Source organism: Actinomycetota bacterium, assembly GCA_035536535.1.
GTDB lineage: Bacteria > Actinomycetota > JAICYB01 > JAICYB01 > JAICYB01 > DATLNZ01.
In genome coordinates this window covers 1-22,565 of record DATLNZ010000138.1, presented here as the reverse complement: position 1 = coordinate 22,565, position 22,565 = coordinate 1, and the positions used below count along the sequence as shown (strand labels likewise).

Here is a 22,565-nt window from a genome sequence, read left to right as displayed (position 1 = left end):
CCGCCCCGCCGCCGCACCGGCAGCCCGCCGGCGTCGGTAAGTTTGCTCATGCGCGCCGTCCTGATTGTCCTTGCTCTTGTCGCCGCCTCCTGCATCCCGGATCCCGGAGCAGACTCGCGCGAGCGACTGCGCACACCCGGCCCGGACGTCCGCCGCGGGGGCAGCGCGGTCATCGCTTTCGGTGAGCCGGACGGGATCGACCCGACCGCGGCGTGGGAGCCGTCCGGACGCCTTGTCGCCGACGCCGTCTGCGACACCCTCGTGGACTCTGATCCCGCCACCGGTGAGCTTCGTCCGGCTATCGCGCAGTCGTGGACCATCTCCGGACGTGGCCGCCGCCTCACACTGAAGCTCCGGCGCGGAGTGCGGTTTCACAACGGTCGCGAGCTCACCGCCGACGACGTGGTCTACACGCTGTCGCGCCTGGCCGACGACCAGTTCGCCAGCCGCTCGGCCCCCCTGATGGAGCCGGTGGTCGGCTACGCGCAGACCCACGGGGAAACCGACGACGAGCGGTTTGAGTCGCGTCTGGTGGGACTTCGCGCGACTGAGACCTACGGCGTCGAGATCAGCCTGGACCGGCCGCTGGCCGACTTCGTCCGGGTCCTGACCCACCCGGCAACGGCTCCCGTCCCACGCGAAGAGGTCGAGCGCGACGCCGCCGCCTTCGCGCAGCGGCCGGTGTGCACCGGGCCCTACGTGGTGGAGGCGGACTGGGCCCCCGGGACGTCCGTCCGGCTTCGCAGATTCGACCGCTACTACGGACGCAACGAGGCTTACACCGCCGGGGGCCGCGGCTATCTGGACTCCATCGAGCTCCGCCCGTTCCCGGACGCCGCCGCGGAGGCCGCCGCCATCGGATCGGTCGACGTGGCAACGTCGCCGGCGCCGGGCCGGGGCCCCTCGCCGGGGGTCCAGGTGGCGCTGGGGCGGTCCCCTCGGCTGGAGATGATCGGGCTGCCGGTGGATCGTCCGCCCTTCGACTCCCGAGACTTCCGTCATGCGCTCTCGATGGCGGTGGAGCGGGGGTCGCTGTCGGCCATGACCAACGGCCTGCGCCGGCCGGCGCGGGGCTATCTTTCGGCGGTGAACGGCGGAACGCACAACGGCTGCGGCCAAGTGGCGCCGCACGCAGCCGATCCCGCTGCGGCGAAGTCGGCCCTCGACAGCTCGGGAGCGGACACCGCCGTCCCGATCAAGCTGCACTTCAACGACGAGCTCGGCAACCGGGCCGCAATGGAGTCGGTTGCACAGATGTGGACGAACAACCTCGGCCTCCAGGTGCAGCTGGAGGCAATGCCCTACGAGCAGTTCCTGGAGACCGGACGCCGTCCGCCCGGCTTCGAGGGCGCGTTCAGGTTCGGTTGGGCGCCGGAGGTGCCGTCGGCGGACGCGATGCTGTTCCCTCTGTTCCACCCGGACCGGATCGGACGCGACAACCTGTCCCGGTTCAGCTCGCGTGTCTTCTCCCGGTCCCTGGATGACGCGCGCGAGTCGGTCCAGACCGACGACCGCCGTCGCGCCTACGTGGGGGCCGAGCAGGTCGTGTGTTCGGACATGCCCGCGATCCCGCTGTGGTTCGACGAGACGCAGCTGCTCGTGAAGGACCGCCTGGGGGCCGCCGCGGGACAGTTCACAGACGTGGCCTGGGGACAGGTCCAGCCGCGGGAGCTGTTCGTCCGGGGGGGCTGAGGCTTCTGGGTCTCGGGACCCGTCCGCCCCCGGGCGGCCTCAGTCGCGGACGACGAACGGGGAGCCGAGGTCGTGGTTGTCGATCACGATCGACGCGAGCTCCCACGGACGGCACGCGCGCAGGTAGATGTTTTGGCCCTCGAGGTAGCGGTTCTGCCGGGTGCGCATCGGGTCATCCGCCGGCACGTGGCGCAGGTGGTGGTTGCGCAGCCAGTCCACACGCAGGAAAACCGACAGGTCCCAGTAGTCGCGCAGCTCCGGACGGTGCAGGAAGATCCCGTCAAACAGCAGGATCGCGTTAGGGGGAGCCTGCTCCTCTCCGGCGTCGACTTGCGTGTCGGTGTCGACATCGAAGACCGCCCGGCGAAAGCGTCCGGAGCCGCCGGGGCTCAGGGGGTCGAGCAGGACGCGCGTGAGCGTGTCGTAGTCGTAGGAGTCACGGTAGAAGCCTTCCGGGGAATCGGCCCCCAGCCGGTACCGGACCGCGCGCGGGTTGTGAAACCCGTCGACGGAGGCGCGGATGACCGGGCGCCCACTGGGGGCCAGGACCTCCGCCAGTTCATCGGCCATGCTGGTCTTGCCGGCCCCATCGACGCCGTCGATTCCCACCCGCCCTACTCGATCGGCAGGCAGCTCCAGCACGCGCGATGCGACACCCTCGAGGACGACTCGTCGCTCGTCGCTCGTCGCCCGCTCCGTCACTCCTCCACCGCCGTGCGCCTGCGGGATCTCCTTGCCCGGGCCTCGGAAGCGACACGGGTGCGCATGCCGGATAGTCCTGACGGCACCTCGGCAGCGGCGCGCATGTCCCGGCCCCCGTCAGTCCCCCGCCGGCTCCCGCGGGACCTCCGCAATCGTCGCCGTGTTCTTGCGGGACACCGGGGTCAGGCCCTCGGTCCCCGACTGCTCGATCTCGTCCCGGACGATCAGGCCCCCGTACTGCGTGGCTACGCCGTAGCGTCCCTTGAAGGTGACGTCCTTGCCGGGGGCGACGATTCGTCCGGACGTGATCACGACGTTGATCGCGTCGACCCACTCGCCGCAGGCGTCCACGCGGTCCTTTTCCGGGTTCAAGCGTCCCTCCAGCGCCATCGTTACCTGGTGCTCGGGATCGGTTCCGGCCGAACGGAATGTCGGCCCTGCGGTTTGGGCGGCCTCGTCCTCGAGATTCGTCCCGAACTCCGGCGGAGGGAAGGGCATGATCAGGATCCGCGGCCGGGGCTGAAAGACGTCGCGGCCGCTGGTCGTCCTGACGAGGTACAGCCCCCGCTCAGGCGTGGGCCCGTCGTTGCGGACCTCGAACCGGTTGGTCGTCGTCGCGTCGCCGAGCGTCTCGGCCACGTCGTACTCGAAGCTCTGTCCGCCTTGCCTGATGTCGCTCACGGTCCGTCTCGACAGCTCCGGCAGGGCCGTGCGCGCGGCGCCGGTCTGCGTGAAGCCGCCCGGTGCGTTGCGGAAGGTGTAAGACCCGGCCTTCGGGGGCAGAGGCGACCGGTTGCCCGCCGCCAGCAGAGCGGCGTCGTTGGGGTCGGCCGCGGGACACGGCCCCCGCAGCTTGGGGGGCCGGGTTGCGACCGGCAGCGCTCCCGGCGTCAGCACCCGCGGCGGGACGGGTTGCAGAAAGCTCGGGAACCCGACCGGCACGGGGTTCGAACCTGGCACGGGTGCGGGGGCCGGGGACTTGGACTGGTCGCCGAGGATGATGTCCTGCGCGAACTCGCGGGTGCCGACGCGGAAGTCAGACTTGGCGCAGCCCGACGCGAGCAACGCGCCAGCGGCTGCGAGGGCTAGGAGGCGAGTGCGCGCGGGGGTCACGTCACCGGCCCCCGACGTGGGTCGTAGGGGCGCACCTGTGGTGGGCGCCGGGTCTCGCCGCGGCGGAACCGCAGGACGTCGGCGAACACAGCCTCGGCCTCCGTGAAGTCAGTCCTTGCGACCATAAGCTGGAAATAGCCTCCCGATGGGGCGAACCACACAATGATGCGCTGCTCTGGGAGGCGCAGCACGTGGACGCGCTCCACTCCGATGCGAGTGGCATCGAACTCGCCGGTGGCGATCGACTCCAGCACGCCGCGCCTCAGCTCGTCGGAGTTGGACAGCGCGTCGGACGTGAACGACGCCACCTGAAGCGAGCCCTCGATGACGTCGCCGCGGCGGATGGTGAAGACCTGCCCGTCGGAGACCAGCCCCCGCTTTCCGGCACGGTCGTAGGCGGTCTCGGCCCCCGGCTCGCGCCTGAACTCGAATCCGCTGATGACCGAAGGGGCAACCCGCTCGGGCAGGCGTCCTGCGGGCTGCGCCTGCGACCCCGACGCACACCCGGACACGAGCACCGCCAGCACCGTCCCGATCGGGATGAGCCTTCGCAATGGACGCGCGAGCGCACGCGGGAGCCGGCGAAGGGCTCTGAGCGCCGCGGCGGCCGGACGTCGTCGCACCGACGGCCACAGGTTCGGGACATCCCTGGTGTACGGCTCCCGCAGCGAGGTCCGGGAGGCCACGCCGAGCAGCCTGGTCGTCGCCGGCTGCGCCCGCCGAAGCCTGGACGTCATCGACCGGGCCATCGCCTCGGCCGCCTCCGCGTCGGACTCGCGGAGGTCGCGCGTCAGGTCGGCCCACAGCACGCGGGTCACGAGCCACGCGAGTTCCGTGTGCTCGGGGTCCGGGTCGGTGGACTTCAAGAACTCAAGGGGCGTGGCGGACGCGTTGCCGACGTTGAGGTCCGCGCATGCGTCGCGGTACTCGGCGTAAGCGGCGGCGGCACGCTCACGCACGCGGTCGGCGTGCCCCGGCCCGGCCCCCGCGCCGCCGGCCCCCGCGCGTCGCCTGCCGGACGCCCACCTCCGCCGGCGCCACCGGCGTCCGGCCTTGGCTACGGCGGGGACGGCCAGGACCCAGATCACCGCCAGCGCGGCTCCGGCCGGCAGCGCGACCAGCACAGCCTGCCGGACGACCACGTACAGCAGCGGCGGCTGCTCCTGGCGAACCGGGACGTACACCACCATCGCGAGCTCGTCGGTGGGCTGGATGTTGGGATCGGCGTTGCGCAGCTCGTCGTCCAGGCTCGATCGCGCGCGCGGCGGCGTCCCGACGATCGGCACCCAGCCGAGCCCGTCGAAGTAGGCCTCGAGCCACGTCGCGCCGTGCCTCGGATGGACCTCGTAGGCCCCCGGCCCCCGGACGTCGCCGTTGTAGTAGCCGTAGCCGATCCGCGCCGGGACACCCGCCCACCTCGCCAGCAGCGACTCGGCCGCCGTGATCTCGTACGGCGTCGCCTCGTCCCCGGACAGCAGCTGTCCTACACGGGCCGGCGGGACGTCCACCGGGTCGCCGGCGCCGACCGCGACGACCTTTTCGTAAAAGCGCGCGCGGACGAACTGCAGCCTGTCCCACGGATTCTGCGGAGCCTCCGCCAGGAGCGTCACGACTTCGTTGGGCGCGTCGGGGACCTTGAGGAACTCCGCCAGTGCCTGCGTGGGACCTCCAGCCTTCGTCAGCTGCTCCCCTGTCGGTGGGACGGACGCGGTGATCGTGTAGGACAGTCCGGACGCGACGCGGGTCTCGCTGAGCCGCAGGGCCTGCGTCCGGGGGTCGATCTGCACCTGGGCCCCCCGGACGTCCACGCGCGTGGACAGTGCGAGTCCGGGCAGGACACCCCCGTCCAGATCGGAGACGACGAACGAGGCCTCCTGCGTCTCGATGGCCGCGGCGTCCGGCACCTGCCCTCGGGGGCCGAGGTCGAGCAGGCGTCCGGGGTCCAGCGGCGGCAGCAGCCAGGCGGTTCCGTCATAGACGTCCAGGACACCGAGCCGCCACGGTCCGGGGATCGGCGCCTTGACCGTGAACAGCACCCGGTCGCGCGAGGGCGGCTGCGTCTGCGGCTTCGCCGGGGGGATGACGCGGTCGCGCTGCGGGTCGGGGAACAAAAAGCCGACCTTTCCGAGAACGACTATCAGTCCCACCAGTCCGGCGAGCATCACCGCGCCGCGCGCGAGCCGGCGCGCCTCGAACGCTCCCGACGACGCCCCGTCACGCGCGAGGTCGCTTCCAAAGGAGACGGCCAGTGAGCCGAGCACGAGCGCTGTCGCCACGGCCGCCGACAGCAGCTCTCCCTTCGACGGATGGACGAGCGCGGCTCCCATCAGAACCGGAATCGGCAGGGCGAGGCCGAGCTTCGGACGGTCCAGGGCCACCGCCAGTCCGGCAGCCGCGGCCCCCAGCACCGCGAACACGACCACCGCGATGACGCGCCACCCGGCGTCGAACGGAACCGGGGGCTGAGCCAAGCCCCCGGCCGAAAGAGCATCGCGGACGAGCTGCACAAGTCCCGCGCCCCGGGCGGCAGGCAGCGCAAGCGCCGCACCCAGCGCGACGGACGCCGGCAGGACGAGCCCCTGGACGATCGCGGGCCGCTTCGTCCGCAGCGACGTGGCTACGAGCCCGACGCCGAGAGCGGACGCGACGACGACCACCATCCGCGGAAGGGCGCCGCGGAACATCCCGGAAGCCATCCAAGCCGCCGCCGCGACGGACAGGAACGTGGCGGCCGCCGTAACCGTGGGGGCCGACGAGGGGTCACTCGGCGGCGGCTGGGGGACCGGCGGGTCCACAAGCGCCGGCCGGTCGGGGGCCTGAACGCTCATCGGCGCAGCCCCGCTCCCGCGCTGGGGCGCTCCACGACGTCGGTGCTCATCGGCCGCAGCCCCGCTCCCGCGTTGGGGCGCTCCACGACATCGGTGGTCATCGCCTCAGCCCCGCTCCCACGCTCCGGCGGAAGACGGCCTCCAGCGGGTCCGACGGACGCAGTTCCACGACCTCGCAGCCGAGCGCCGCGGCGCGCAGGGCCGAGTCGGGGTCGGAGTCCTCGTGGATCACGTGCACGAGAAGGACGGAACCCCCGCGTCCGAGTAGCGCCTGGAGGATGACGCCCGACTGGGGGTCCAGGTGCGGGGTGACGACCATGTGGTGCGTGTCCCGGCGCGGGTTGGCCAGCAGGCGCGTGAGGGCCTCCGCCAGAGGGGTGCGTCCGCGCTGGATGCGCGCCATCTCGTCCAAAAACGGGATTCGGCGGCTGGTCCCGCGCAAGGAGTCGGCGGTGCGTCCATCGCCGGTCTCGACGGTGACGGCGAAACCGTCCTTGAGGTGCCTGGCCCCCAGCGCGGCCCCCGCGCGGACCGCGGCCTCCAGCGTCTCGCTGGGCTCCCCGGGAGAGTGGCGGGCGGCGTCGGTGTCCACGATCAGGGTCACGCGATCGGTGATTCCCTGCTCAGCCTCCCGGACGAGGTAGCGACCGGTGCGAGCGACGGCGCGCCAGACGATGCGGCGGGGGTCGTCCCCGGCAACGTAGTCGCGCATGCCGTAGAACTCGAACCCGGACGGCCACGGCTTGGACACCGGCGGACGAATCGGCGGGTCCTCCCACTCGCGGGACAGCACCCTGTCGTGCACGGACTCAACCGACGGATGGACGATCACCCTCACCGGCTCGATCAGCCGCATGCGGCGGCGGGTGAGTCCGAAGGGGTCGCTCCAGATGGCGTCGAGAGGTCCGATGTCGTAGACGCCCCGAAGCCGGGGCGACACCGCGTACGGGTACTCCAGGCTCTGCCCGGACCCCAGGACCGGGACCGGCACGCGCACAGGGGGGCCGAGCAGTGGGGGCAGGCTCTCCTCGAGCACCACGGTGCTGAGCCGCCGCTTGGCCGTGAGAGTCACCTGGACGCCGGCGGACTGCCCCTCGCGGATCCGCAGCGGGAGCTCCGAGCGCTCCGCGGCGGCGCCGAGTCCGCGCCGCCCGGACAGCCAGGCCGCGGCCAGCAGCGAAAGCGCGCCGTAGACCAGGAAGTACATCGGACGGCTCCCAATGAGCCGGGCGGCCAGAAGACCGACGAGGCTCAGGGCCACGAGGATCACCCCGCTGGAGGTGAGGCCGAGCCTGCGCTCGGCCCACGCAAGGAACCCGCGGGGGCCGAGGCCGGAGCGAGCGCCTGCGGCTGAGATCACGGTTCAGCCTAGGGCGCCGTCCCTAGGGTCGGGGCCGCTGGGAGTGATGCGCGTGGGGGCCGGGCCCTGATGCTCAGGACGTGTCGATCTGCGCCGGCACCTGCGCGGGAGCCGAAACGGGGGTCGGATCTCCGGCCGGCGGCGGCGTGGGGGCTCGGGTCGGTGGCGAGCTTCTTCGCTTCAGCACCGAGCCGTCCGGCCTCACGAAGTGGATGGACGGTCCGGCCTTGCCGCGCAGGCTCCAGCCCCCCTCGTGGACGAGCAGGTGGTGCGTCCAGCACAGCAGGACCAGGTTCTCGAGCTCGGTCGGGCCCCCGACGCTCCAGTGAGCGATGTGGTGGCCCTGCACCCGGCGCGCGCGGTCGCAGCCTGGGAACACGCAGGTGCGGTCCCGCCGGCGCAGCGCGCGGAACATCCACGGCGGGACCATGCGTCTGGCCCGGGCGACAGCAACAGCGTTGCCGGAGGCGCTCGTCGTCAAGAACTCGACTCGGCAGTCACACGACAGCCGCTCCGCGACTTTGGGAGGAACGAAGGCTCCCGTATCGAGCTCGACGGGTTCGGCCGGAGCCGGTGCGGCGGGGGCCGGTTCGTGCGGACGGGCGCCGTCAGCGGACGTCCCGTTGCTGTGCTCGATGCGGCGCAGCGACTCTTTGTCCACGTGAACCACCACCGTGGCTCTGTCCGGATCGTCGTCGCTCGCCACCGCGGTGCCGGCAAGATCCACGATCGCGTCCGCGTAGGCGCGGTCGAAGTCGCGGAGGCTGGCGTTGGCGGGGATGCGCCGGTCCAACGCCTTCTGCACCAGCGCCCCCTCTTCGGGGTGGAGCTGTCCTCGGATGCGCATAAAGCGTTCGTCGCGGGTGATGTCCAGGCGGAGGTAGCGTCCGCCGTCGGTGCGTTCCAGCTTCCGCGCGGTTGCCTTGCGGGCTTCGCGTTCCAATTCGTCGTAGGACCAGAAGCGGAGCGCATCCACCCATGCGCCGGCCTCGTTCGCACCGGGCTCGGTCAGGGCGGTTACGGCCTTGACCTGATCTACCGACACGTCGCCCGTGGCCATGGCCTCCTGCAATGGCGGGCGCTCGGACGTGGTCATCGCCATGGAGACGACTTCACGCGCCGTCCGGCACGACATCTGAAACCGCGCCGCCATCCATGCGCTCAGGTCGCCTGCGCCGTCACCCTTCCACGCGCCGGTCGAAGAGACCTCGTGGATAGCGGTGAGCAATCCGGCGAGTGCCCGGCCCCCGGGCGGGAGCCCCAACGCCCGGCCCCCGGGTGGGAGCCCCAACATCCCGCCGAGGCGGGAGAACCCGTCCGCTATACGGCCGCGGTTGCCTCGATCTCGATCATCACGTCCGGGTGGAACAGGCCCGACACGTGCAACAGCGTCGAGGCGGGCTTGCAGCCGGCCTCCTGCAGACGCGGCCCCCAGACCTCGGCGGACGCCATGAACGCCGGGATGTCCGTGACGAAGTAGTTCAGGCGGACGACGTCGCTGAGCTTCAGTCCGGCCTGCGACAGGACCGTCTCCAGGTTGTCCAGCGCGAGCATCGCCTGGGCCCCCATGTCTCCCGCGTGCTGCGGATTGCCATCGGCGTCAAGCGGCGTCTGACCGGAACAGAACACCGTCCGGGCCGAGCCCTGGACGTCGATCGCCTGCGAGAAGCCGTAGTTGTCCTGCCAGGTCCAGGGATTGACCGCCTTCTTCTCCATGCTGCCCCCCGCGCCCTGGTGGGCTTACCCGCCCACCCCCATCGGGACCTTAACCCTTCTCAGCACCCGCTCGATCACGGCCTGCACCGTCTCCTCGCGCAGCATCGCGTCCGGGGACAGGATCAGCCGGTGCTCCATCACGGGGCCTACGAGGGCGCGGACGTCGTCCGGGATCACGTCCTCTCTTCCTTGCGACGCCGCCAGCACGCGCGACGCCCGCATCAGAGCGAGCGACGCGCGGGTGGACGCCCCGATCTGCAGAGCGGGGTCGTCGCGCGTGGCGTGGGTGAGGTCCACGATGTACAGCCGGACGGCCTCCGACACCGTCACGCCGGCGGCCCAGTCGATGAGGGCCAGGACCTCGTCCGGACCAATCACCGGCGATAGCGTGTCGATGCGCTCCTGACGCAGGTCCCCCGCGAGGACCTCCGACTCGGCCTCCCGAGCGAGGTAGCCGATCGACAGCTTGAACAGGAACCTGTCCAGCTGGGCCTCCGGCAGAGGGAACGTCCCCGACAGCTCGATGGGGTTCTGGGTAGCCAGGACGAAGAACGGACGGGGCAGCGGGTACGTGACCCCGTCCATCGTGATGTTGCGCTCCTGCATCGCCTCCAGGAACGCCGACTGCGTCTTGGGGCTGGCGCGGTTGATCTCGTCAGCCAGGACGACGTTGCCGAAGATCGCGCCCTTGCGGAAGACGAAGTCGCCGGACTTGCGCTCCAGCACCGGGGAGCCGGTGACGTCGGACGGCAGGAGGTCCGGCGTGCACTGGATGCGGGACACGCTGGCGTTGATCGTCTGGGCGATGGCGCGCGCGAGCATCGTCTTGCCGGTGCCGGGGACGTCCTCAAACAGAAGGTGGCCGTCGGCGAGCATCGCGATGAGCGACGAGCGGATGACGTCCGTCTTGCCCTTGATGACCAGCTCGATGTTCGCAAGCATCGACTCGAAGGAGTCGCGAAACGCGCGACGGTCGGTCTTCGTGCGCGCCGCCGTTTTCCTGACTGCCACTAGGATCCCTTTCCTCGTTGCTGCGGGGCCCCATCTTCCCCCGCGCAGGGCAGGGCGTGGGCTCCATCTTGCCCGGCGACCTACGTGCCGGGGCCGGCCCCCGACGCTGCCAGGTAGGAACGCACGACCTCCGGGTGCGACAGGACGTCGTCCGGCTCCCCTTGCGCGACGACCTGTCCCAGCTCCATCGCCACCAGGCGGTCTGCCACCGACGACACCAGCGGGACATCGTGCTCGACGACCACCAGTCCGCAGCCGGTCTCCCGGACCAGCCGGCGCAGCACCGGTCCGAGCTCGGCGGTTTCGGCCTGGGCGAGTCCGGACGAAGGCTCGTCCAGCAGCAGCACCGATGGCTCGGCCCCCGCCTGGCACGCGAGCTCCACCGTCCGCCGCGTTCCGATCGAAAGCTCGGACGCGAACAGGTCCGCGAACGGCCGCAGTCCGAACGCCCCCAGCAGCTCCTCGACCCGGCGGGCGGTCGTGCGCTCGGAACGGCGGGACGTCCGCAACCACGCGGCTGCGGCGACAGGATTGGGTCCGGGGGTGTGGCGCTGAAGGGACATGGCCAGGTTCTCCCGGACGGTCAGGGTCGGGAACAGGCGCGGGTTCTGAAACGAGCGTCCAAGGCCCAGGCGCGCGCGGGCGTCCGGGGGCAGGGCGGTGACGTCGTGGGAGTCGAGGACGACGCGTCCGGAGTCGGGCAGGACGAACCCCGTCAGGACGTCGAACAACGTCGTCTTGCCCGCACCGTTCGGGCCGATGATTCCGACGATCTCCTCGCGCGCCACCCCGATGCTCACGCCCCCGAGCGCGGCCACGCCCCCGAAGGAGACGCGAAGGTCCTCCGCCGACAGAACGTGATCGGGGGCCGCGAAAGACCGCGACTCCGCGTCCGGCGGCTCGGGGTCCGGCGACGTACGTACCCCGCGCGACGACGCGACCCCCGAGCGGCCGGCCCCCGAACGACCGGACCTGGACGGGGCCGCCGTCACCGCGGCCCCCAAAAACACCGAGCGCAGGATGTCCGAGCGGTGCAGCAGGTCCGACGTCGGGCCGTCAAAGCGGGCTCGTCCTTTCTCCATGAACACGGCACGGTCCGCGATCTGTCTCGCCACCGCAACCGACTGCTCGACGATCACGATCGTCGTCCCCCCCGCGTGGATCGCCCGCAGGATCTCCAGCAGCTGCGCGATGATCGCGGGGGCGAGTCCGAGCGACAGCTCGTCGATGAGCAGCAGGCGCGGCTTCATGCAGAACGCCTGGCCCAGCGCGAGCATCTGCTGCTCTCCCCCGGACAGGCTCCCGGCCGACTCCCCCAGCCGCTCCCGCAGGCGCGGGAAAAAGTCGAGCACGCGCTCCGTCGCATCGGCCACGAACCTGTCGTCCGTGCGGTGCAGCCATGCCGCGGTGCGCAGGTTGTCCGCCACCGTCAGGCCCGGGAACACCGCCCGGCCCCCGGGCATCATCACGATTCCCCTGGACGCCCCGACGTGCGGCGGCAGGTGCGTGACGTCCAGGCCGTCGAAGAAGATCGCGCCGGCGGACACCGGATGAATGCCGGAGATCGCGCGCAGCAGCGTGGACTTGCCCGCGCCGTTGGTCCCCAGGACGGCGACGACCTCGCCCTCGCGGACGTCGAAGTCCATCCCGAACAGGACCTGGGCCCCGCCGTGGTGGACGTCCAGATCCCGGCAGACCAGAAGAGCGCCCCCGGACAAAGCCGCCTCGGCCCCTGCGAGCGTGGCGGCGCGGGCCGAGCGGATGTCCGTGTCCACGCCGTGGGAGGCCGTCCCCAGGACGACCGCCCCGATGAGGAACAGAGGGATGAGGGCGAGAAGGCTCGTCCGAAGATCCGTCCCGAGGCCCCCGATCACCAGGAGGATCACGATCCCGCCCAAGCGCCACGGCGCGATGGTCTGGAGGCCGAGCCCCCGGATTCGCGCGGGGACCGTGAGCGAGATGAGCGCGTAGAGAGCCGGGACGAACAGAGCGCTGACAAAGGTCAGCGGAAGCGACACCGCGACCGACACCGCCGGGTGCGGCGACACGGCAAGCACGGCGATGACGACGCACTGCAGGACGAGACCCGCCGACATCACCGTCATGACGCGTCCGGGACGGTGGGCGATCATGCGGTCGCCGATCGGACCGGACAGCGCGATCGCAACCATCCCCACCACCCCGCTGATGGCGACGATGTAGCCGCGGGCGCGGGGGTCGAGCCCGAAGACCTCCGCGTAGTACAGGCTCATGATGAAAAGAAAGGCGGTCCCGCCGGCCTCCAGAAACGGCGTCGCGTACCACAGCCGCCGGACGGTGCGGATGCTGCGCGCGGCCCGCCAGGCCTCCGACCATCCGACCGGCGGGGGCTCGGGAACAGCACTCTGATCGGCGCCCGACTCCTTTGCTTCCTGCGCTCCCCGCTTCGGCTCCTTCAGCAGGAAGGTCCCCAGCGACACCAGGGTTGCCAGCACACCGAGGCTGACGATGGCCACGCGCCAGCCGAACATCACCGCGAGGTTGCCGGCGATGATCGGTCCGGCCACGATGCCGATCTGTCCGGAGATGCCCCAGAAGGCGAACACGCGCGCGCGGGTGCCGGACGGGTACATGTCCGTCATGAGCGGGAACATCGCCGGCTCCATCACCGAAGCCCCCACGCCGGTGCCGATGCGTCCGGCGACGATCAGAGGCACGCCGGGAGCAAGCCCAGTCACGACGGACGAGGCGTTGGACAGAAGCGCACCGGCCCGCAGCATCCACACGCGGCGGACGCGGTCTGCGAGGTAACCCATCACCGGCGCCAGCGTCAGGGACACAAACCGCAGGACCCCCTGCAGCGTGATCAGGAACCCGAGGTCGAAGCCGAATTCGGTGGACATCTCCGGCAGCAGGATGCCGAGCGCGTAGTCGTCCCAGTACTGGATCAGCGCGGACAGAGCGAGGACGGCGAGCGGCAGCATCGGGGCGCCGCCCGCGACCCGCCGGGGGTCGAGGTCGGCGAGAAACGACCGCAGCCGCGCGGTCCACGGCTCGGACGAAGCCTCGGTGGACGTCGTAACCGCGACCGGCTCAGCGACGCGCTCCCCCGCCTGCGACTCGCGCTCGGACGGAACCAGCTCACGCCGGGAGGCGATGTCCGATGCGACCGGAGGCTCCGGCGCGTTCATCGGGAGTCACCACCGGCTGCTGCGTCCTCGGTCTCCGAGGGGACCGACCACTGGTCCGGCACCGCGTATCTCGCCGGCACGAACGCCCCCGTGCGCGGGGCGACGGGGGCCCGGGAGGACAGAGCCGTGCGTCCGACGCCGAACAGGCCCGGGACCTCGATGCGGTTGCGGCGGGCCGTAGTGCGCAGCAGCGAGTCGCGGACGTCGGTCACGAGCTGCGCCAGGCCCCCGGGAACCACGAGCAGCAGCACGACCGCACCGCCGCCGGTGGCCAGGAACTGCACGAGCGGACTCCCCGACGCGAGCCTCACCAGTCCGAGGAATGCCGCGCCGAGGAGCGGTCCGGACAGGGAGCCGAGGCCCCCGATCACGGTCATCAGGAACACGCCGACGCTCTGCTCGGGCCCGTATGACGCGGCGTTAACCCCGTTCTGGTGGAACGCGAAAAGGGCCCCGGCGAACGCGGCGATGAACCCCGAGATGCCGAAGGCCCACAGCCGAGCGCGCGTCACGGCGACGCCGAAGCTCTGGGCGGCGGTCTCGTTGTCGCGGGAGGCGATGAGCGCGCGTCCGGGGGCGCTGCGCCGCAGTCCGGCCACGGCGGCCACGACACCCACGAGCAGGACGAGGGTCAGGTAGTAGAAGGCGCGCTGGTCCACGAGCATCGCCGGACGCGCGAGTCGGTCCGGCAGAGGGCCCCCCAGGTGCTGGGGGTCCAGCAGGATCGTCGTGGTGGACACGGCCACCGCGAGCGTGGCCACCGCGAGGTACGGACCGGGGAGCTTGAGCGCCGGGATGCCGACGGCGACCGCGACCACGGCTCCCGCGAGTCCGCCGATGACCAGGGCCAGCGGCATCGGGAGCCCGGACACGGCGGCCGCGTACCCGCCGATGGCGGCGAAGGCGAACTGTCCGAGCGAGATCTGTCCGGCCCAGCCGGTGAGCACCAGCAGGGACATCCCGATCATCGCGTCGATCATCACAACCGCGGCGAGGTTGTTCTGGCTGGGCGACATCAGCCACGGGAGGCCGAGCCCGACAACGATGCCGATCGTCACGAGGGCGCGCACCCAGCCCCGGACGTGCGTCCGCATCTCCCGCGGCACCGGACGGCTCTCACGCGCGGCCGTCCACCCCTGCTCGACCGCCTCCTCGGCCCGCGAGCGCGAGGGCCTGCGCAGCAGGAGCGCGACCGCGATGATGCCGAGCAGCAGTCCGTCCGAAAGAGTCGTGGACCCGAAGGCCCAGTCGATGCCGGCATCGAACACGCCGACGGCGACGGCGGCAGCCGCCGCGATCGGCAGCGAGGTCATTCGAGCCAGCACGGCGACGACGAGGACACGCAGCGCACCGGAGGCCCCGAAGGCCGCGCGCTCGGGCGCCGCCTCGGCCATCGACAGCAGAATCCCGGCCACGCCGGACAGAAGCCCGGCCCCCAGCCACACGCGGGCGGTGAGGGCGTGGACGTCGACCCCCACGGTCGCCGCGCGGTCGGCGTTCTCCGACGCCGCTCGCATCGCGATGCCGGTGGAGCTGTAGCGGAAGAACGCGTAGACGGCGGCAAGCACCACGAGGGACACGACGACCGCGAGGATCTGGGGGGAGCCGAAGACGACGCGCGTGAGGGTGAAGCCGAACCTCCACGGCGGGGGCGCGGCCACTCCGGACGGCTGCGCGCTCAGCTCTTTCTGCTCCGCGGTCGCCAGGAGGCCGGGCAGCGCGCCCTGGACGGACGCGAACAGCTGCGCGAGCCCGATGGTGACCACGGTGGCGGCCAGCCGCGGGGCGTTGGCGAACCGCCGCACGACCAGGACGTAGGACAGCCAGCCGAGCAGGCCCGCGAGCAGAAGGCAGGCGGCCAGCGAGGTCCAGTAGTTGAGCAGGACCAGGCCGCGGGTGGTGTCCCGGGCGCAGGGAGGACAGAGCGCCCGCAGCCCCCGAACGACCGTCTGCTGCTCCACCAGCAGCCGGAACAGGACCCCGGCCAGCAGCCCGACCTGGACCTGGGCGAAGTTGACGATCCTGTTGGACCGCCAAACGAGCACGATCCCCGTCGCCTGCAGCGCGAGCGTCGCCGCGGCGACCAGTCCGATCCCCTTGACCCCGGACGGGACGCCGCCCGGAAGGAAGAAGACGGACGCCAGGAGGACCGGGAGCAGCAGGAGGTCCCGGTTGCGGGACAGCAGGTCGGAGGCCCGGGCGGCTGGGGGTCGCACCCCCCAAAGATATTCCGGCGAGGGGCGAGCGCCGGAGAGGGATCAACGCTACGATTCGCCGGATCTCCCCTGCCCTTTGAGCTCAAGGAGGCGTTTGATGCGGCACGTCTTGCAGGATTGTTGTCGCCGCCTTGGCGTCTTCGCGGCGCTGAGTGGCCTGGTGGCAGGGCTCGTCCTGGTAACTGCCCCCAACGCCCTGGCCGGGCACGGGGGGTCGGACACCGATCCCATGAACGTCGAGAAGGTTTGTCCCAACGACGTGAACGCAGGCGATCAGTACAACTGCACGATCGAAGTCACGAATACCCGGCCCGGCACCGCAGGAGCGCCGAACCAGCTCACCGATATCGTCCTCACAGACGAACACGAACCGGACAACATGGTCCGGGTCATCCAGGTGAGCGATGACGACGGGGACAACACGCGGTGCGCCGTCGAGGACCCGGAGTCCGCCAGTGATACCACTGATGTCACCTGTGGGATTGCCACTCTGGGCGGAAGCAACCCCTCGACGGTCATCACCATCCTCTTCGAGGCAAAGCCGGAGGCCTGTGGGGACGAGGAAAGTGCGGCTGTGAACAACACAGCCTCCGCGACTGGGACATACACGCCCTTTGGCGTTGCAGCTCGCCAGGAAACCGACACCGACAACGAGCTGATTGCCATCACGTGCGCGGCGGACCTCGTGCTCGACAAGGAATGTGAGAACGCCACGGCCGACCGGGGCACTGGACCCGAGGGCAGAATTCGTGTGGCTCCGGGCGACCGGATCCGCTGCACCCTCACCGTGACCCATCGCGAAGGGGGGGTCGCCCAAAACGTGGTTCTGACGGACAACATCCCGGAGATCGCCGAGATCGATCCGGCGTCCGTGGAGTCAGAGCCCCCGTCGGAAGGCGGATTTACCTGCGTCGTCCAAGACGACCCGGAAGAGGAACTGCGCTGCACGGACCCCGAGATGCGCGAGGGCGACGTGACCACGGTCACGTACGAGGCCGTTGTGGGGGCGGAGGGCGTCGGCCCGGGCCGCAGGTTCAACAACCAGGCCAACGTCACGTCCGACACCCGGGAGCTTGATGAGAACGACAACTCAGACCGCGAGAACTTCGAGACTCCGCCGTGCGACCGAAACCTGGATGCCCGGTTCGCCAGGCGCGGCGTCTCCATCACCGGCACCCGCGGCAACGACGTGATCTGTGGGAGCCGCTTCGGGGACTCGATCAACGCCCTGGCCGGCAACGACATCGTCTACGGTTTCGGCGGCAACGACGCGATCAACGGCAACTACGGAAACGACATCATCTTCGGCGGCAGCGGTAACGACGCGATCCGCGGCTACTTCGGCAACGACAACATTTTCGGGGAGTCGGGCAACGACGCCCTTGCGGGCAACGCCGGATTCGACCGCATCGACGGCGGCACCGGACGCGACGCCTGCAGCGGCGAGAGCAAGGTTCGCTGCTAGAACCGCACTCCGAGCATTTCGGGGGCCCGCTCTCAGCGGGCCCCCGAAGAACCGCTACGGTGGCTATGCCGCCTGTCCGGGGGCAACCTCGAAGCAAGGAGGCGGGCACATGGTCCAGGAGGCGCTGAAGCCGACACTCACTACCCGGAGCCCCGCATGGTCCCCCGCCAGGGTGTACCTCGTGGGCTCGGGGGTCCTGCTCCTTGTGCTTACAGTGGCCGGGTTTGCCGTCAGCACGGCGTTCCCCACGGCCCGCGATCAGGTCGCATCAGGGAGTGAGCACATCTTCGGCGTCTTCGAGACCAACGGTTGGCACAACGTCGCCGCCCTTTTCAGCGCCGTCGTGGCCTTCGGCTTCGCCTTGAGGCCGGAATGGTCACGGACGGGCGCGCTGGTGAAGGGAGCCGCCTACGTCGTCGTGACAGCTGCAATCGCGCTATCCGGCGATGACACCTTCCTCGTCGCCTCGAACAACGCGGACCAGGTCATCCACGGGAGCCTCGCCGTGGGGGGCCTGCTGTCCGGGCTGCTCACCCGGCCGCAGAAGCGGACCCGGCAAGATATCCAGCGCGTGGCCTGACGGCGTCCTGAGCCGCGCATTCAAGGACGAAGTGCGTCCATTGTTGCTAATGGTAGCGTTGTGACGCCTGTGGCCTGCGCCGAAGCCGCAGATCCGACTCTGGGAGGACGTCAATGCGTCACGGCTTGAAGGAAATCGCCCGTCGCTTCGGCACGCTCGCCGCGCTCAGTGGACTGGTAGCGGGTCTACTGGTCGCTTCCGCCCCCGCGGCCCTCTCGGACCACGGGGGCACAGCAGAGAACCCGCTGAACGTTGTGAAGAATTGCGACGAAGCCGCCGGCTCAGGCGCGACGTTCGTTTGCGTGATCACCGTCACGAATACACGGCCCGGTACCGAGGCGGCTCCGACGCCGATCGGCAGCGTTCTTTTCGAGGACGAGCCGGAACCGGACAACGTGGTCAGGATCGTCGATTTCACTCAAGGGGACCCCGACACCGAGTGCGGAATTACGGATGCCGATTCCTCGAGTGACTCCCCCGACCTCACCTGCACGATTCAGGCCTTGGACCGGGAGGACCCGTCCGAGACGATCACTCTGACCTTCCAGGCTCGGTCCGATGCCTGTGGCACGGAGCGCACCCGCGACGTGACCAACACCGCCTTCGCGACCAGAAACAACGTCGAGAACGACCCGGTGTCGGACGAAGACTCCGAGGTGATCACCATCACCTGCGAGGCCGACCTGGACCTGGCCAAGGAGTGCGAGAACGTGACCGCTGACCGGGGCACTAGTCCAGAAGGCAGGGTCCGCGTGGCTCCGCGCGACAGGATCCGCTGCACCCTCACAGTGTTCAACATTGGACCGGGAGCCGCTCTCAACGTCGTCCTGACGGACAACATTCCGGAGATCGCCGAGATAGACCCGGCGTCCGTGCAGTCAGACCCCTCGGCGGAGGACGGTGGGTTCGCCTGCGTCGTCCAGGAGGACCCGGACGAGGAACTACGCTGCGAGGACCCCGAGATGCTCAACGGTGAGGTCAACACTGTCACCTACGAAGCAATTGTCGGGACCGAGGGAGTCGGCCCGGGCCGCAGTTTCAACAACCAGGCCAACGTCACGTCCGACACTTTTGACCCTGACGACACCAACAACGACGATCAGGCGAACTTCGAGACTCTTCCCTGCGACCGGAACCTGGATGCAAGGCGGGCGAATCGCGGCGTCTCCATCACGGGCACCCGCGGCGACGACGTGATCTGCGGCAGCCGCTTTGGTGACGCGATCAACGCCCTTGCGGGCAACGACATCGTCTACGGCTTCGCCGGCAACGACGCCATCAACGGAAGCCGCGGTAACGACATACTCTCTGGCGGAAGCGGCAACGACGCGATCCGCGGCCACACGGGATTCGATCGCATCGACGGCGGCACCGGACGTGACGCCTGCAGCGGAGAGAGCAAGGTTCGCTGCTAGCCTCATGTGGCCTGCGAGCAAGGCTGCGGATCCGACTCTGGGGGGGACTCAATGCGTCACGTATTGAACGAAATCGCCCGTCGCGTCGGCACGCTCGCTGCTCTGAGCGGGCTGGTAGCTGGATTGCTGGTCGCTTCCTCACCCCCGGCCCTGTCGGACCACGGGGGCACAGCAGCGAACCCGCTGAACGTGGAGAAAGATTGCGGAGACCCAGACGACGAAGGCTTCGGGTCGGGCACATACTTCGGTTGCGCTATCACCCTCACGAACACGCAGCGCGGCACCGACCAGGCTGAGACGCCGATCAACAACGTGACTCTCACGGACGAGATGGAACCGAACAACGCGGTGCGGGTCTTCGACGTCATTCCTTTTCGGCCCGACACCACCTGCACGATCACTGACAGAGAGTCAGCGACTGATACTCCCGACGTCACCTGCCAGATCCCGGCCCTGGGCGTGGGCCCGGGTGACTTCGTCGAGACCATCAGCATCATCTTTCAAGCCCGGCCCGATGCGTGTGGGGGTGAGAGGACCCGCGACGTGACCAACACCGCCACCGCGAGCGGAACGCACACAGTGAGTGGCCCGACCACCGACGATGACTCAGAGGTGATCACCATCGTTTGCGAGGCGGACCTCGAGCTCGAGAAGGATTGCGAGAACGTCACCTCGAACCGAGGCACCGGTCCCGATGGCAGGATCCGCGTGGCTCCGGGCGACAGGATCCGCTGCACGCTCAACCTCTACAACAACGGACCGGGGGCCGCTCTCAACGTCGTGCTGACGGACAACCTTCCGGAAACCGCCCGAATAGATCCATCGTCCGTGCGGACAGAGTCGCAATCCGAGTCGGAGAACGAAGCTTTCGCCTGCGCCGTACAGGAAGACCCCGAAGGGGAATTGCGATGCGAGGACCCTGAGATGCTCTACCAGGAGTTCCACTCGGTCACCTACGAAGCCGTTGTCGGGACCGAAGGAGTCGGCCCGGGACGCAGGTTCAACAACCAGGCCGCCGTCACGTCGGACACCTTTGACCCGGACGACACCGACAACGACGACCAGGAGAACTTCGAGACTCCGCCGTGTGACGGGAACCTGGACGCCCGGGGTGCGGCCCGTGGCGTCTCCATCACCGGCACCCGCCGCACCGATGTCATCTGTGGGAGCCGCTTTGGTGATTCGATCAACGCTCTTGGAGGCAACGACATCGTCTACGGCTTCGGCGGCAACGACGCCATCAACGGGGGCCACGGAAACGACGTCATCTCTGGCGGAAGCGGCAACGACGCGATCCGCGGCCACACGGGTTTCGACCGGATCGACGGCGGTACCGGACGTGACGCCTGCAGCGGCGAGAGCAAGGTTCGCTGCTAGCCTCATCCTTGAACCACAAAAGAGGCTCGCTCGCCTGAGCGGGCCTCTTTTTGTGTAAGCGGTCGGGGTTAAGTTGCAGCGGCGACCGGCACGGCCGGTCCGCAGAAGACGGTGCCGCTGTCACCGGCGACAAGCGCTCCCCCGCGGGCGGCCGTTGGCGGGGACCCTAACCGCTGAAGCTCGCGGCTCCGGAGTCGGGAGCCGAGTCGCGGGCCGCCGCGGGGGTGGAGATCACCTCGTAGGGCCCCCACTCCGACGCCAGCGCCCACCGGAAGGAGGCGGCGTCCTCCAGGTGTCCGGAGGAAAATCGGATCAGTAACTCCCCCCGCTCCACTGAGACCTGGACGCCCGAGGCCGCACCGAAGCGGGCCGGGCCTCGTCCGAAGTAGGAACCGGCCCACCCGTTGTCGGCGAGGTTGGCCCAGACCTCGAAGTCGAACTGGCCGTCGCCGTCGGTGTCGTAGAAGGAGGCGATGTTCTGGGTGCGGTCGTCCGGACCGCGGTCGGGGGCGGGTCCCGCCAGGCGGACCCGCAACTCATAGCCGTCGCGCAGTCGCAGTGATGCACCCGTCAGGTCGGCGTGCGGGGGCGGGGGCTGGGCGCTGGGGGTCAGGTCGCCTGCGGGATCGCTGATCTCGGACACGCGATCGGCGGTGGCAGCGGCCCCGGTGGCGGCCGGAGCCGTCTCCGCCCCCGCAGCCGCGGGAGCTCCTGCTCGGGCGGAGGCCGTGCCCTGGGGGGCCGGGGGCCGGGCGGTGTCCGGCAGCGGCGCCAACGAAGGTGCCAGAGCCCCCCGCGGGGGCGTGGGCGAGGTGGCTCTTTCGGGGGCTCGCTGGGCGGGGCCGCAGCCCGTGAGCAGGGCAATCGCCATCACCAAGGCCGCTAGGGCGCGCACCCGCGGAGAATATACGCTGCGGGCACGTCGGGAACCGGATAAAACGGTCGAGTCGGCCCAGTCGGGGTCGGCCCCGGTCCCCAGCCGGGCGGATTCCAGGAGGTTTCCATGCGCAAGCTCCTCATTGCCGTCGCCCTGACCGGCGGCGTGGCACTGGCAGCTCCCGTTGCTCCGGCGGCCGGCGAGCCCGGCCCGAACGGCAACAACACGCACGGACTCTGCACGGCGTACTTCAACGGCTCGGAGACGGGCCAGGCCAACAAGCGCAAGGCTCCCCCGTTCCAGGGACTCGAGCGGGCGGCCGAGGCCAACGACCAGACCGTCGCGGAGTACTGCGAAGGCCTCGTCGGCGGCAAGCCCAGCCGTCGCGCCTAGCACTTCAGGACTGGTTTCGGAAGGGGCCCCTTCGGGGGCCCCTTCTTCTTTCGCGGACACAAGCAGTGCGCCGCCGAATGTGCTGCTCGAGTGGCATCGATCGTCTTGAACCGTTCACTGTGTTCCATGCCCATCCACGGCACCGCCGGACGGGGAGCACGCAACGTCGTCCGGAAGCGGGCGAAGTGGCTCACTCTGTACCTGATCGGTGCCGTACTTGTCTTCGTCGTGTTCCTTCGGCTGACCGTGCCGTCGCTGTGGTGGCTGCCGTTCCTGTTGCTGCCGCTCGCTCTGTGGAGGAACCGGCGGGAGATGCTCGGCCTCTTCCAGCCCTGGATTAAAGGCGCCAGGGGCGAGGAGGCAGTGGGACGGCTGCTGGCCGAGCTCGAGCCGCAGGGCTACCGGATCCTCCACGACATCGACACCGGGAGGGGAAATCTCGACCATGTCGTGGTCGGACCCACCGGAGTGTTTGCCATCGAAACGAAGGCTTGGACGGGGAGCGTCTGGGTGGCCAAGGGCCGGCGGCTGATACGTCAGGGTCAGGACGAGACCGGCACGATCCGTCAGGTGATGGGCGAGGCGATGGAGGTCAAACGCCGGATCAACGGGGTTGGCGTGAGCGCGTGGGTGACGGGGGTCGTGGTGCT

At 69.9% G+C, this 22,565-nt stretch carries 17 protein-coding genes; 7 read left to right on the top strand and 10 right to left on the bottom strand.

What is annotated here, in order from left to right; all coding sequences use genetic code 11:
• The coding region (locus VNE62_09425) for an ABC transporter substrate-binding protein (protein HVE92501.1) at positions 1–1,692 on the top strand (1,692 nt) is incomplete at its 5' end.
• Between the two features lie 39 nt (positions 1,693–1,731).
• Here the strand turns inward: VNE62_09425 and VNE62_09420 are convergent.
• From VNE62_09420 to VNE62_09380, 9 genes are all read right to left on the bottom strand, one after another.
• A complete protein-coding gene (locus VNE62_09420) occupies positions 1,732–2,394 on the bottom strand; it encodes a uridine kinase (GenBank protein ID HVE92500.1) in 663 nt (220 codons plus the stop codon).
• Positions 2,395–2,511: 117 nt separating this feature from the next.
• Positions 2,512–3,507: a hypothetical protein gene (locus VNE62_09415; protein ID HVE92499.1), complete on the bottom strand. Its 996-nt coding sequence runs from the start codon at positions 3,505–3,507 to the stop codon at positions 2,512–2,514.
• Positions 3,504–6,335 (bottom strand): transglutaminaseTgpA domain-containing protein, encoded by a 2,832-nt coding sequence (locus VNE62_09410; GenBank protein ID HVE92498.1) that lies wholly within the window; start codon positions 6,333–6,335, stop codon positions 3,504–3,506. Before VNE62_09410 ends, VNE62_09415 begins: the two co-directional genes overlap by 4 nt.
• 97 nt (positions 6,336–6,432) lie before the next feature.
• The gene (locus tag VNE62_09405; GenBank protein HVE92497.1) at positions 6,433–7,695 is read right to left on the bottom strand and encodes a DUF58 domain-containing protein; all 1,263 of its coding nucleotides are present in this window, start codon (positions 7,693–7,695) and stop codon (positions 6,433–6,435) included.
• Between the two features lie 73 nt (positions 7,696–7,768).
• Positions 7,769–8,959 carry an HNH endonuclease gene (locus VNE62_09400; protein HVE92496.1) on the bottom strand — a complete coding sequence of 397 codons (1,191 nt, stop codon included), beginning with the start codon at positions 8,957–8,959 and terminating at the stop codon, positions 7,769–7,771.
• Positions 8,960–9,015: 56 nt separating this feature from the next.
• Positions 9,016–9,411: a RidA family protein gene (locus VNE62_09395; GenBank protein ID HVE92495.1), complete on the bottom strand. Its 396-nt coding sequence runs from the start codon at positions 9,409–9,411 to the stop codon at positions 9,016–9,018.
• A gap of 24 nt (positions 9,412–9,435) precedes the next feature.
• Complete coding sequence (locus tag VNE62_09390) at positions 9,436–10,422, bottom strand: MoxR family ATPase (GenBank protein HVE92494.1); 987 nt, start codon at positions 10,420–10,422, stop codon at positions 9,436–9,438.
• A gap of 80 nt (positions 10,423–10,502) precedes the next feature.
• Positions 10,503–13,592, bottom strand: a complete 3,090-nt coding sequence (locus VNE62_09385) for an MFS transporter (GenBank protein ID HVE92493.1) — start codon at positions 13,590–13,592, stop codon at positions 10,503–10,505.
• Positions 13,589–15,808: a hypothetical protein gene (locus tag VNE62_09380; protein HVE92492.1), complete on the bottom strand. Its 2,220-nt coding sequence runs from the start codon at positions 15,806–15,808 to the stop codon at positions 13,589–13,591. The genes VNE62_09385 and VNE62_09380 overlap by 4 nt, the downstream gene beginning before the upstream one ends.
• A gap of 97 nt (positions 15,809–15,905) precedes the next feature.
• On the opposite strand from VNE62_09380, the gene VNE62_09375 reads away from it, so the two are divergent.
• The 4 genes from VNE62_09375 (at position 15,906) to VNE62_09360 (ending at position 20,645) form a co-directional block, all read left to right on the top strand.
• Positions 15,906–17,273, top strand: a complete 1,368-nt coding sequence (locus VNE62_09375; protein ID HVE92491.1) for a hypothetical protein — start codon at positions 15,906–15,908, stop codon at positions 17,271–17,273.
• A gap of 109 nt (positions 17,274–17,382) precedes the next feature.
• Positions 17,383–17,853, top strand: coding sequence for a DUF4383 domain-containing protein (locus VNE62_09370; protein HVE92490.1), 471 nt, complete (start codon positions 17,383–17,385; stop codon positions 17,851–17,853).
• Positions 17,854–17,966: 113 nt separating this feature from the next.
• The gene (locus tag VNE62_09365) at positions 17,967–19,268 is read left to right on the top strand and encodes a hypothetical protein (GenBank protein ID HVE92489.1); all 1,302 of its coding nucleotides are present in this window, start codon (positions 17,967–17,969) and stop codon (positions 19,266–19,268) included.
• A 51-nt stretch (positions 19,269–19,319) separates the two neighbouring features.
• Entirely contained in the window at positions 19,320–20,645 is a 1,326-nt protein-coding gene (locus tag VNE62_09360) for a hypothetical protein (protein HVE92488.1), read from the top strand.
• A 166-nt stretch (positions 20,646–20,811) separates the two neighbouring features.
• Here the strand turns inward: VNE62_09360 and VNE62_09355 are convergent, their stop codons facing one another.
• On the bottom strand, positions 20,812–21,540 hold the full coding sequence (locus tag VNE62_09355) for a hypothetical protein (GenBank protein ID HVE92487.1): 729 nt from the start codon (positions 21,538–21,540) through the stop codon (positions 20,812–20,814).
• 108 nt (positions 21,541–21,648) lie between these two features.
• On the opposite strand from VNE62_09355, the gene VNE62_09350 reads away from it, so the two are divergent.
• Together VNE62_09350 and VNE62_09345 are read left to right on the top strand one after the other, a co-directional pair.
• The gene (locus VNE62_09350) at positions 21,649–21,915 is read left to right on the top strand and encodes a hypothetical protein (GenBank protein HVE92486.1); all 267 of its coding nucleotides are present in this window, start codon (positions 21,649–21,651) and stop codon (positions 21,913–21,915) included.
• A 126-nt stretch (positions 21,916–22,041) separates the two neighbouring features.
• A partial coding sequence (locus VNE62_09345; protein HVE92485.1) for a nuclease-related domain-containing protein occupies positions 22,042–22,565 on the top strand: 524 nt, incomplete at its 3' end.

Excerpts from the sequence above, each read along its gene's own strand:
- VNE62_09350 (HVE92486.1), top strand. The coding sequence starts at position 21,649 with ATGCGCAAGCTCCTCATTGCCGTCGCCCTGACCGGCGGCGTGGCACTG.
- VNE62_09410 (HVE92498.1), bottom strand. The coding sequence starts at position 6,335 with ATGAGCGTTCAGGCCCCCGACCGGCCGGCGCTTGTGGACCCGCCGGTC.
- VNE62_09370 (HVE92490.1), top strand. The coding sequence starts at position 17,383 with ATGGTCCAGGAGGCGCTGAAGCCGACACTCACTACCCGGAGCCCCGCA.
- VNE62_09375 (HVE92491.1), top strand. The coding sequence starts at position 15,906 with ATGCGGCACGTCTTGCAGGATTGTTGTCGCCGCCTTGGCGTCTTCGCG.
- VNE62_09395 (HVE92495.1), bottom strand. The coding sequence starts at position 9,411 with ATGGAGAAGAAGGCGGTCAATCCCTGGACCTGGCAGGACAACTACGGC.
- VNE62_09360 (HVE92488.1), top strand. The coding sequence starts at position 19,320 with ATGCGTCACGTATTGAACGAAATCGCCCGTCGCGTCGGCACGCTCGCT.
- VNE62_09385 (HVE92493.1), bottom strand. The coding sequence starts at position 13,592 with ATGAACGCGCCGGAGCCTCCGGTCGCATCGGACATCGCCTCCCGGCGT.
- VNE62_09365 (HVE92489.1), top strand. The coding sequence starts at position 17,967 with ATGCGTCACGGCTTGAAGGAAATCGCCCGTCGCTTCGGCACGCTCGCC.